Raw genomic sequence first — 11,760 nt, forward strand, 5'->3', positions numbered from 1 at the left:
GTCTTCCATGTCCGCGAAACACCCCATCGTCGCCATCACCGGTTCGTCCGGTGCCGGCACCTCGTCGGTCACCCGCACCTTCGAGAACATCTTCCGCCGCGAGAACGTGTCGGCCGCCATCATCGAAGGCGACAGCTACCACCGCTACGATCGCGCCGAAATGAAGAAGGCCATGGCCGAAGCAGAGGCCGGCGGCCGTCCGCACTTCAGCCACTTCGGCGAGGACGCCAACCTGTTCGCCGAGCTGGAGCAGCTGTTCCGCGACTACTCGGAAAGCGGCAGCGGCCGCAGCCGCAAATACCTGCACAACGATGAGGAAGCCGCGCCCTACCAGCAGCCCGCCGGCACCTTCACGCCGTGGGAGCCGCTGCCCGACAGCGAACTGCTGTTCTACGAGGGCCTGCACGGCGGCGTGAAGACAGAACATGTTGATGTATCCCGGTACGCCGATCTGCTGATCGGCGTGGTGCCTGTCATCAACCTCGAGTGGATCCAGAAGATCCACCGGGACCGCAGCACCCGCGGCTATTCCACCGAAGCCGTGACCGACGTCATCCTGCGCCGCATGCACGACTACGTGCATTACATCTGTCCGCAATTCACGCGCACCCACATCAACTTCCAGCGCGTGCCGGTGGTGGATACCAGCGACCCCTTCATCGCGCGGACGATTCCGACCGCCGACGAAAGCCTGGTGGTGATCCGCTTCGCCAACCCACGCGGCTTCGACTTCCCCTACCTGCTGAGCATGCTGCACGACTCCTTCATGTCGCGTGCCAACACGCTGGTGGTGCCCGGCGGAAAGATGGAACTGGCGATGCAGCTCATATTCACGCCGATGATCCTGCGCCTGATCGAACGCCGCCGTCAGCTGCGCGCCGCCTGACAGATTCCGAGGACTTCCCATGAACGACGCGAACCTCTTTCTCCGCACGCAGTGCGCCAACGCGATCCGCGCGCTGGCGATGGACGCCGTGCAGGCCGCCAACTCCGGTCACCCGGGCATGCCGATGGGCATGGCCGACATCGCCGAGGCGCTGTGGCGCCACCATCTGAAGCACGATCCGGCCGACCCGCAGTGGCCGGACCGCGACCGCTTCGTGCTGTCCAACGGCCACGGCTCGATGCTGCTGTACGCGCTGCTGCACCTCACCGGCTATGACCTGCCGATGGACGAACTGCGCCGCTTCCGCCAGCTGCATTCGCGCACGCCGGGCCACCCGGAGGTCGACATCACGCCGGGTGTGGAAACCACCACCGGCCCGCTCGGCCAGGGCATCGCCAACGCGGTCGGCATGGCACTCGCAGAGAAGCTGCTCGCCGCCGAATTCAACCGGCCGGGCCACGCGGTGATCGATCACCGAACCTGGGCCTTCGTCGGCGACGGCTGCCTGATGGAAGGCATCAGCCACGAAGTGTGTTCGCTGGCCGGCACCTGGAAGCTGAACAAGCTGGTCGTTTTCTACGACGACAACGGCATTTCGATCGACGGCGACGTGAGCGGCTGGTTCACCGACGACACGCCGGCGCGCTTCGAGTCCTACGGCTGGACGGTCATCCGCAACGTCGATGGCCACAGCCCGGTGGCGCTCGACGCGGCGATCGAAACCGCGCTCGGCAGCGACAGGCCCGTGCTCGTGTGCTGCGAAACGCGCATCGGCCAGGGCTCGCCCAACCGAGCCGGCACCGCCAAGGCGCACGGCGAGGCGCTCGGTGATGCGGAGATCGCGCTCACCCGCGAAGCGCTGGGCTGGACCGCCGCGCCATTCGAGATTCCTGCCGCGCTGCAGGCCGCCTGGTCGGCGCGCGAACGCGGCGCCGCGGCGCACCGCAGCTGGCAGCAGCGCGTCGACAACTACGCCAGGGCCTTCCCCGAACTGGCCGCCGAGTTGCGCCGCCGGCTGAAGAGCGACGCCACGCTGTCGTCCGACGCGCTGCGCGCGCTCGAAGCCGCCTGCGACGCGGCCGAAGCACGCGCCGCCTCGGTCGCGACGCGCAAGGCCTCGCAGGACGCGCTGCACATCATCGCGCCAGCGATGCCGGAACTGCTCGGCGGCTCGGCCGACCTGACCGGTTCCAACCTGACGGACTGGAAGGGCCACCGCCCCTTGAAGAGTGACGGCATCGGCAACCACGTGCACTACGGCGTGCGCGAGTTCGGCATGGCGGCGATGATGAACGGCGTGGCGCTGCACGGCGGCTACCGGCCCTACGGCGGCACCTTCCTCACCTTCTCCGACTACGCGCGCAACGCCATCCGCATGTCGGCGCTGATGCATCTGCCGGTCACCTATGTGTTCACGCACGATTCGATCGGCCTTGGCGAGGACGGCCCGACACATCAGCCGGTCGAGCACGCCGCCAGCCTGCGGCTGATTCCGAACGTCGACGTCTGGCGTCCGTGCGACGCCACCGAAACGGCGGTCGCCTGGCGTGAGGCGCTGCGCCGTGGTGCCAGCGCACAGCCCGGTCCGGCCTGTCTGCTGCTGTCACGCCAGGCGCTGCCGCATGCCGGTGACGGCAGTGTGCGCATCGACGACATCGCGCGCGGCGGCTATGTGCTGCGCCATCCGCGCGACGAGCAAGTGTGCCTGATCGCCACCGGCTCCGAGGTCGGCATCGCGCTGCTGGCCGCAGAACTACTGGCGGCAGATGGCATCGCCGCCCGCGTGGTATCCATGCCCTGCGTCGAAGCGTTCGAGCGGCAGGACGCGCGCTGGCGTGAGGACGTGATCCCGCGCCGGCTGCCGCGGCTGGCCATCGAAGCAGGCTGCACCGCGCACTGGTGGAAGTACGTCGGCGAAGCCAGCGTCAGCGGCGACGTGGTGGGCCTCGACCGCTTCGGCGAATCGGCGCCGGCCGGTCTGCTGTTCAAGCACTTCGGCATCACGCCGGAAGCGGTGGCCACACGCGCCCGCGCGCTGGTGGCGGCGCACGGTGCAGCCCACGCCGAGCGCGAAGCGCTGACGGCCAGCTGACCATGACGGCGACCCGTATCGCCATCGACGGCGGCGGCCGGCTCGCCGCCAGCGTGCTGCGCGCACTCGCGGGCCGCGACGATCTGGAACTGGTCGCGCTGAACGCGCCACCCGGCAGCAGCGACGCCGATGCGGACGTCGAGGGTGCCGACGCAGGGTGTGCTGACTTCGTGCGACTGCGCGAACGCGATACCCGCCGTCTGCCGTGGAAGCGGCACGCGGTGGACATCGTGCTCGACTGCGCGGGCCGCGACGCACGCGACCATCTCGGGGCCGGCGCGCGCAAGGTGCTGAACTGCGCACCGGCTGCGGCGCGGCACGACAAGACCGTGGTCTATGGCATCAACCATCACGCACTGCGCGACAGCCACCGCAGCGTGCACAGCGCCTGTCGCGCGACGCACTGCATCGCCCCGGTGGCGCGCGTGCTGCACGACGCGCTGGGCATTTCCAACGCAATGCTGACCGCCGTACACAGCCGGCCGCACGACGTGGATGCCGGCAGCCTGCCGCAACGCACCGGCGCCGCCGAACACCTGCACCGCGTGCTGCCGGAGCTGGACCACTGCTTCGACGAAACCGAACCGATGCGCATCCCCGGCGTGCATGCGTCGCTGGTCGGCATGGTGTTCGTCGCCGAACGCGCCAGCTCGGTCGAGGAAGTGAACAGCCTGATGCAGGCCGCCGCCTTCGGCGACTGGGCCGACATCGTGCGCTACGGCGACACGCCCTTCACCACCGCACTGTCCGACCGCGACACCCGCTCCTGCATCTTCGAATCCGGCTGGACCCAGGTGTCCGGCCGCGTCGTCAAGGTGTGCGCCGGTTACCGCGGCGACCTCGGCTACGCCCACCGCGTGGTCGACACCGCCCGCGCCATGCACCGCCCCCTCAGCCCCTGATTCCCAGCCCCTCGCCCCTGATCCCAAATCCCTAAAGGAAAAGCCATGCCCATGATTTCCCTGCGCCAGCTGCTCGACCACGCCGCCGAACACGGCTACGGCGTGCCCGCCTTCAACATCAACAATCTGGAACAGATCCAGGCCATCATGCAGGCGGCGCAGAAGGTCAATGCGCCCGTCATCCTGCAGGCCTCGGCCGGTGCGCGGAAGTACGCCGGCGAACCTTTCCTGCGGCGCATGGTGGAAGCGGCCGCCGAGATGTATCCGGAGCTGCCCATCGTGCTGCATCAGGATCACGGCGCCAGTCCTGCGGTGTGCGTGCAGGCGATCCGCTCCGGTTTCACCAGCGTCATGATGGACGGCTCGCTGATGGAGGACGCGAAGACACCCGCCAGCTACGAATACAACGTGGACGTGACGCGCCGCGTGGTCGACATGGCGCATGCGGTCGGCGTATCGGTCGAGGGTGAACTGGGCTGCCTCGGCTCGCTCGAATCCGGCACTGCCGGCGAGGAGGACGGGGTCGGCGCGGCCGGCGTGCTCACCCACGACCAGATGCTGACCGACCCGGACCAGGCCGCCGAATTCGTCGCCGCCACCGGCGTCGACGCGCTGGCCATCGCCATCGGCACCAGCCACGGCGCCTACAAGTTCTCGCGCAAGCCGACCGGCGACATCCTCGCCATCGACCGCATCAAGGCCATCCATGCGCGCATCCCGAACACCCATCTGGTCATGCACGGTTCGAGCAGCGTGCCGCAGGACTGGCTGGGCATCATCCGCGAGCATGGCGGCGACATCCGCGAAACCTATGGCGTGCCGGTCGAGGAAATCCAGGAAGGCATCCGCCACGGCGTGCGCAAGGTCAACATCGACACCGACATCCGTCTCGCGATGACCGGCGCCATGCGCCGCGCGATGGCAAAGGACCCGTCCGAGTTCGACCCGCGCAAGTTCATGAAGGACGCCATGGCCGCCGCCCGCGACCTCTGCATCGAACGCTTCGAAGCCTTCGGCTGCGCGGGCATGGCCGGGCGCATCGTGCTGCGCAAGGCGGCCTGAGCCTCGCGAAAACGCACCCTCGTAGGAGCGGTCTTCCGACCGCGACCGCGGCGCCTGAGCGAGAGGCAGTGCTTGATCACAGGCCCGGTCGGGGTCAGAAGACCCCTCCCACAGAACCCTGGTCCAGGCTCGGGCCGCAGGTCGAGCGCACGCCTCCTGTAGGAGCGGTCTTCCGACCGCGACCGCGGCGCCTGAGTGAGCGGCGGTGCTCGATCACACGCCCTGTCAGGGTCGGAAGCCCCTCCGACAGCGACGCACGGGCGGTCAGGTCAGGGCGGCCGCCGCCGGCAGTTCGAGCACGAATTCGGCGCCGCCGTCGGGGCGGTTGCGGGCGACCAGCGTGCCGCCGTGCTGTTCGACGATGCCGTAGCTGATGGACAGGCCGAGGCCGGTGCCCTTGCCGACCGGTTTGGTGGTGAAGAAGGGCTCGAAGATGCGGGACAGGTATTCGTCGGGAATGCCGGGTCCGTTGTCGCGCAGGGTCATGCGCACACGGTCGTCGCTCGTGCTGCAGCCGATGGTCAGTTCGGCGACCCGGCCGTCGGCGCCGGCGGCGTCGCAGGCGTTCTGCAGCAGGTTCATCACCACCTGCTGCAGCTGGCCGGCGCTGCCCATGACGACGCAGGGCGCACCGGCTTCCCAGTGCATGTCGACCGCCGCGGTGGTGCCCTTGCGTATCCAGTGAATGGCGCGCTCGATCACGGTATTCAGGTCGACCGCGGTGCGACCTTCCGGGTCCACGGCGGAAAAACGCTTGAGGCCGTTCACGATGTCGGCCGTGCGTTGCGCACCTTCCATCGTGCCTTCGATCAGCGAGGGCAGATCCTTCAGCAGGTGCTCGATGCGCAGCTTGGTGCGCAGTTCGCCCAGCTCCTCGTCGGAAGCGCCCGCATGCACCGCGTCTATGTAGCGGCCCATGCGTTCGCTGTATTTCTTCAGCGCATGGACGTTGCCGAGCACGAAGCTGATCGGGTTGTTCAGTTCGTGCGCGACGCCGGCGACCAGGCGGCCGAGCGAGGCCATCTTTTCCGAGTGCAGAAGCTGCTGCTGCGCCAGCTTCAGCGCTTCGTGCGCCTCGCGCAGCTCGTGGTAGGCGCGCTTCAGTTCGGCGGTCGGCCGGCCGACGAACACGGTGCCGGCGCGCCGTCCGTTGCGCGTGAAGCGCGGCGTCAGATTGGTGTCGACCGGTACCGGACTGCCTTCGGCGTCACGCAGATTTAGCTCGACCGCCTGACCGCGACGCGACGGATTGGCGTCGTCGAGCACGCCGCGCATGCGGGCGCGGCTGTCGTCGTCGGCCAGCAGCGCGAACACCGGCGTACCGCGCAGTTCGTCATCGCTGCGGCCGACCAGTTCGCACAAGGCGGCGTTGGTTTCCTCGATCTCGCCGCGCTCGTTGCACACCAGCAGCACGTCCGACATCGCCGACATGACGCTGAAGATGAACTGCTGCGACTGTTCCAGCTCGACGTTCTTCTGTTCGAGCGCGATTTCGTCGCTGACCAGCTGCGAATACACCTCGTCCATGCGCTGGATCACGTCCAGCCAGGTCGCCTCGTCCACGCCCTCGATGTGGGCACGGGCGAGCAGGGCGTCGGTGTCGGCGGGCTTGGGCAGGTCGGTCATCGCGGCAGCGGGCAGGTGTCGTCAGCGACGCATCGTAGCGCCGGCGGCGCGTCGCCAGTGTCCGGGCGGCAGGCCGAAGCGCTGCGTGAAGCGACGGGTGAAGGCGCTCTGGTCGGCGAAACCGGTGTCGAGCGCGATGTCGCCGAGCGAGCGCGTGTCGTCATCGAGCAGCGCGAGCGCGGCGTCCAGGCGCAGGCGGATCAGGTAGCGGTGCGGCGGTTCGCCGAAAGCATCGACGAAGAGGTCGTGGAAGCGGCGCGGACCATAGCCGAAGCGCGCCGCCAGTTCATTCAGCGGCGGTGCGTCGCCGGCGTGGCGGCGCAGCCAGACGTCGATGCGGGCAACCGGGAAACGGCGCGCGTCGTCGTCAGCCGGTGTGGCATGCAGGCGATGCGCCAGATCGTCGGCAAAGCGGGTGGCCAGCAGCCAGTGACGCGGCCGCGACACGCGCTCACCGGCCACGCCGAGTAGCGGCTGCACGCGCCGGCGCAGCGCGGCGTCGATGACGAAGGCGCGCGGACGGCGGAACAGCGACGCCGGCAACGCGACGGAGGCCGCCGGCAGATCGACCACCAGCTGACGGTTGCTGGCGTCGAGACCACGGTAGTCGTGCCGGGTGCCGGCCGGAATCAGCAGCCCGGCGCCGGCGTCGACCCGGTGCAGATGGCCGTCCAGTTCCAGTTCGGTACCGCCGTCGCCACCCAGCACGACCTGATGGAAGTCGTGCGCGTGCCCGGCCGGTTCGGCCGCGTAGCAGCGGGTATCGACGTTGGGATCGGCAGCGTGCATGACATGACTTTCAGCGACGCCGGCACAGTAGCACGCCGCCCAGCGCCAGCGCGAAGCCGGCCATCTGCACCGGTGCCAGCCGCTCGCCGAACAGCAGCGCCGCCTGCGCGGCGGCCAGCGGCGGCGCCAGCAGCACCAGCACGCTCACCTTCGCCGCCGAGCCGCGCCGCACCATCCACACCAGCAGCGTGCTGCCGATGGCCGACAGGCCAAGCACCGCCCAGGCGAGTGCCGCCCACAGCGCCGGGCCGGGCACCCATAAGGATTCGCCGAGCGCCAGCGCGATGAGCAGGCAGACCAGCGCACCGCCGGCGTTCTGGATGGCGCTCGAACTGAACAGGTCGGCGGCGGCGATGGAGCTCTTCTGCACCAGCGTGCCGGCGGTGATGCCGGCCACCGCCACCAGAGCGACGCCGACGACCAGCGGCGACAGCGCCTCCGGGCCGACGCTGGCCAGTCGCGGCGCCAGCACCAGCACGACACCCAGCGCGCCGGCCAGCAGACCGCCCCAGAAATGGCGGCCCAGCGGCTCGGCGAACAGGCGCTGCGCGATCAGCGCGGTGAACATCGGCTGCAGCGTGGCGAGCAAGGCCATCACCGCCGGCGACAGTCCGTGAGCCACCGCCCAGTAGCCGCCGCCCATGTACACGCCCTGCAGCAGCGCACCGGCCAGCAGATGCTTGGGCCACTGCTCGCGCGCCGGCCAGGCTGCGCGCAGCGCGACGGCGATGGCCGTGTACAAGAGCGTGGTCAGCGTGAAGCGGGCGAGCAGGAAAAGTGCCGGGTCGGCCACGCCGTCGATGGCCCGCGCGACGATGAAACCGGTGGACCAGACGAGGACGAAGAGGGCAGGGGCGAACAGCGCTGACACGGGCGTACGGACGGGGCAAAGACCGCAGTCTGCCGCCGCCGGTGCCGGCCTGTCTTGTCGAAAACTGCAGCGATATGCGCCGACGGACCAGCACAGCACGTACAGATTGTGCGGTACAGATGCGCGCGCCGAGGAGCCGTGACGATTTCCCGATGTCGCGTGGCATATATGTAATCGGCAATTTCAGCACAACGAGCCCGGTGGATTCGATGAAACAATTTCCATTCACTGTGATCGCATCAGGCAGGGCACCCTGAACGGGCCGTCCATGCCAGGCTCGTACTGCATGCGTGTCACGCGCTGCAGGCCCGGCACCTTGCAGGAGGTCTCGATGAAATGCCCCTCGATTTTTCCGACCGAGCCTGAGCGGCTCGAAGCGCTCGCTGCCTACGGCCTGGACAGCGACCACCAGCTACCCAGCCTCGACCCGGTGGTGCGCATCGCCGCGCGCATGTTCGGCATGCCGGTCGCCGCGGTGAACCTGATCGGCAGCGATCACGTGTTCTTCGCTGCCAGCACCGGTATCGACGAAGCGGTCGACATGCGGCGCGACGTGTCCTTCTGCGCGCACGCGATCAATCAGCACGACGTGATGGTGGTGCCGGACGCACGCCTCGACGAACGCTTCCACGACAATCCGCTGGTCACCGGCAGCGCCAATCTGCGCTTCTACGCCGGCGCGCCCTTGCTGGCGCCGGACGGGCATGCGCTGGGCGCGCTGTGCGTGATCGACAACCGGCCGCACGACGACTTCACCGAAGAGGACTGCGAGCGGCTGCGTGAACTGGCGAAGATGGCCGCCGACCGCATGGAACTGCGCCGCATCGAGGTGTCGCCCGAGCACGGTCGCCCTGCTTTCGACGACTTCGCGAAGAACGCACCGAACCCGCTGATCGCCTTCGACGCGGCGGCGAGGCTGATCGGCTGCAACAGCGCAGCCGCCGCGCTGCTCGGTCGCTCGCCGACGCAAGGCCTGGGCGAGCCCGTCGATGCGCTGCTGCCCGAACGCGACCGGGCCGCCTTCCGCGACCTGCTCGCCCGTGCCGTTGCACAGGGCTCGCTCGAAGGGCTGGACGTGCCGAAGGACATCATCGGACTGCGCAGCGACGGCGTCGAACTGCTGCTCGGGCTGACGCTGTTCATGCACCGCGAGGCGGCGGGCGTCACCTTCAGCGCCCACCTGCAGGACTGCACCGAACGGCGCGAGCGGGAGAACGCGCTGCGCCGCATGGCCAATACCGACGGCCTGACCGGCCTGGCCAACCGCGCCGGCTTCTTCCGCCGCGTCGAGGACGCGCTGACGCGACCTCTGCCGGCTGCCGTCGTCATGATCGACCTCGACGGCTTCAAGGACGTGAATGACACGCTGGGCCACGCAATCGGCGACAACATCCTGCAGGAAGTCGGCCGCCGGCTTGAGGCGGTAGCCGGCATGCAGGGCTTCGCGGCGCGTATCGGCGGCGACGAATTCGCGCTGCTGCTGGCCGGCACCGGCGACCCGGAAAGCGCCGCGATGGTGGCCCACGTCGTATTGCAGGCGATCGAAATGCCCATCGTCGCCGACGGCCACGAGGTGCGCGTCGCCGCCAGCTGCGGCATTTCGGTGGCGCCGCAGCAGGCCGATGAGGCGCTGGAACTGATAGGCAATGCCGATCTCGCGCTGTTCAAGGCCAAGAGCATAGGCCGCGCGCAGTGCTTCACCTACCAGCCGGCGCTGCGCATGGAAGCGGTCGCGCGTCGGCTGTACAGCATGGAACTGCACCGTGCAGCGCACGCCGGCGAGTTCCTGCTGTTCTATCAGCCGCAGGTGAGGCTGTACGACGGCGCGCTGACCGGCGCCGAAGCATTGATACGCTGGCTGCATCCGGAACGCGGGCTGCTGTCGCCGGCCGCTTTCCTGCCGGCGCTCGAAGGCGGACCCCTCGCGGCGACGGTCGGCGCCTGGGTGCTGGAGGAGGCCTGCGCGCAGGCCGCGTACTGGCGCCGCAACGGCGCGCCGGATTTCCGCATGGGCGTGAACCTGTTCGGCGCCCAGTTCCGCGTCGGCGATCTGGCAGCGCAGGTGCAGGCGACACTCGACAAGCACGGCCTGCCGCCGGAAGCGCTCGAACTGGAAGTGACCGAGAACATCGTGCTCGATCACGACGACCTGGTGCTGGACACGCTGCAGCGCGTGCGGGCGCTCGGCGTCGGCGTCTCCTTCGACGACTTCGGCACCGGCTACGCATCGCTGAGCCTGCTCAAGCGCTACCCGCTGACGCGGATCAAGATCGACCGTTCCTTCGTCGAGGGCATGCTGGAATCGGAGCGCGACGCCTCGGTCGTGCGCGCCATACTCGACATCACGCGCAGTTTCGAACTGGACAGCATCGCCGAAGGCATAGAGCGCGACGTGCAGCGCATACGCCTGTTCCGCGAGGGCTGCGTGCACGGGCAGGGCTATCTGTTCGGGCAGGCACTGTCGGCGGAACAGTTTTCGCGCGCATTCGGACTGGCCGGCGGCAGCCGGAAGTCGAACGGCTGAGCGCAGGCAGGCTGGCTCAGTCCGCGGCCAGCGCCCGCAGCGGGGTGAGCAGGTCAGGCTGATCCGCGACGGGCAGGCCGAACAGGTCCTGCACCGTGGCGATCAGCGCGTCGCCGTCGGCCAGCGTGCGGCGCGCAACGCTGCCGTCGGCGCGGTATTCGGACAGGTCGCGGTTGAACAGCGTCCACCGGCGATCGACCCCGGCCCGCGCCAGCATCAGATTGCCGGTGAAGATGGACTGCGGGTGGGTGGACAGGAAGTAGCTCGACGCCTCGTAGTCGCAGCCGTGCATGTCGATGCGGCGCACGCGGTACATATTCTTCCATTCGCCCGCGATCTGCGACTGCAGCCACCAGTAATCGTCGCGCCGCAGCAGGCGGTAGGCGCCATGCGGCGTGCGCTGCTCCAGCCCGTCTTCCCAGCGCAGACCAGCGGTGACCGTGAGGCCGCCGAAGCCGACGTCGACGAGGCGCTCACCATCCGGCGTGTCGACATCGAGCAGCATGTGCGACTGCGGCGTCAGCGCGTCGTCGGGCTGCATCCACATGACGCGTGCCGCCAGTTCGCGCACCGGGTAGCCGAGCGCGCGCAGCGCATCGGCGAACAGTCGGCCGTGCTCGAAACAGAAGCCGCCGCGGCGGGCATCGATCAGCTTGGCAGCGACCGTTTCCGAGTCCACGGCGACCGGCTTGCGCCGCAGCGGGTCGAGGTTCTCGAAGGGGATGGCCATCGTGTGCGCAAGCACCAGCGCATCGAGCGTTGGTGCATCGGCGACCGGACGGGCGGCAGAAGTCCAGTCCAGGCGAGCGAGGTAGGCATCGAGAGGGAATTGGGTGGACATGGAGCAGGGCGATAGTCGACAGCCGCGCATGATGGAGCGGGCGGGGCGCGAAGGCCTGCGCAGCGCGTCACGAGTGGCCGACCGTGCCAGGTGACTTGGGGCTTTGTGGGCGCGCGCTTGTTCGCGGTTGCGGCCTCTGATCGAAGCCGGCGGCCCGCAGCAGCCGC

9 protein-coding genes are annotated in these 11,760 nt (G+C 68.9%); 5 read left to right on the forward strand and 4 right to left on the reverse strand.

The annotated features are described in order from the left end of the window. Window positions 1-7 precede the first annotated feature (7 nt). Genes WDZ97_RS19710 through fba form a run of 4 tightly spaced genes read left to right on the forward strand, consistent with a single transcriptional unit; the run spans window position 8 to window position 4,942 of the window. Complete coding sequence (locus tag WDZ97_RS19710; protein WP_020162812.1) at window positions 8-886, forward strand: phosphoribulokinase; 879 nt, start codon at window positions 8-10, stop codon at window positions 884-886. Between the two features lie 19 nt (window positions 887-905). Further along, window positions 906-2,978, forward strand: coding sequence for a transketolase (gene tkt, locus WDZ97_RS19715; protein WP_425763886.1), 2,073 nt, complete (start codon window positions 906-908; stop codon window positions 2,976-2,978). Between the two features lie 2 nt (window positions 2,979-2,980). Next, window positions 2,981-3,880, forward strand: coding sequence for an aldehyde dehydrogenase (locus WDZ97_RS19720; protein ID WP_425763887.1), 900 nt, complete (start codon window positions 2,981-2,983; stop codon window positions 3,878-3,880). Between the two features lie 45 nt (window positions 3,881-3,925). Continuing rightward, the gene (gene fba, locus WDZ97_RS19725; protein WP_008063508.1) at window positions 3,926-4,942 is read left to right on the forward strand and encodes a class II fructose-bisphosphate aldolase; all 1,017 of its coding nucleotides are present in this window, start codon (window positions 3,926-3,928) and stop codon (window positions 4,940-4,942) included. 264 nt (window positions 4,943-5,206) lie between these two features. Here fba and WDZ97_RS19730 read toward each other — a convergent pair whose 3' ends face one another. Genes WDZ97_RS19730 through WDZ97_RS19740 form a run of 3 tightly spaced genes read right to left on the reverse strand, consistent with a single transcriptional unit; the run spans window position 5,207 to window position 8,228 of the window. Then, entirely contained in the window at window positions 5,207-6,568 is a 1,362-nt protein-coding gene (locus WDZ97_RS19730) for a sensor histidine kinase (RefSeq protein WP_425763888.1), read from the reverse strand. A 21-nt stretch (window positions 6,569-6,589) separates the two neighbouring features. After that, window positions 6,590-7,357: an AraC family transcriptional regulator gene (locus WDZ97_RS19735; RefSeq protein WP_425763889.1), complete on the reverse strand. Its 768-nt coding sequence runs from the start codon at window positions 7,355-7,357 to the stop codon at window positions 6,590-6,592. Window positions 7,358-7,367: 10 nt separating this feature from the next. Then, window positions 7,368-8,228: a DMT family transporter gene (locus WDZ97_RS19740; RefSeq protein WP_425763890.1), complete on the reverse strand. Its 861-nt coding sequence runs from the start codon at window positions 8,226-8,228 to the stop codon at window positions 7,368-7,370. Window positions 8,229-8,559: 331 nt separating this feature from the next. Here WDZ97_RS19740 and WDZ97_RS19745 point away from each other — a divergent pair, with 331 nt between their 5' ends. Further along, window positions 8,560-10,752 carry a putative bifunctional diguanylate cyclase/phosphodiesterase gene (locus WDZ97_RS19745; protein ID WP_425763891.1) on the forward strand — a complete coding sequence of 731 codons (2,193 nt, stop codon included), beginning with the start codon at window positions 8,560-8,562 and terminating at the stop codon, window positions 10,750-10,752. A gap of 16 nt (window positions 10,753-10,768) precedes the next feature. Here WDZ97_RS19745 and WDZ97_RS19750 read toward each other — a convergent pair whose 3' ends face one another. Then, window positions 10,769-11,593, reverse strand: a complete 825-nt coding sequence (locus WDZ97_RS19750; protein WP_425763892.1) for an arylamine N-acetyltransferase family protein — start codon at window positions 11,591-11,593, stop codon at window positions 10,769-10,771. Window positions 11,594-11,760 lie beyond the last annotated feature (167 nt).

This window comes from Methyloversatilis sp. MC4-4, from assembly GCF_049843555.1.
In the GTDB taxonomy this organism is placed as follows: Bacteria; Pseudomonadota; Gammaproteobacteria; order Burkholderiales; family Rhodocyclaceae; genus Methyloversatilis; species Methyloversatilis discipulorum_B.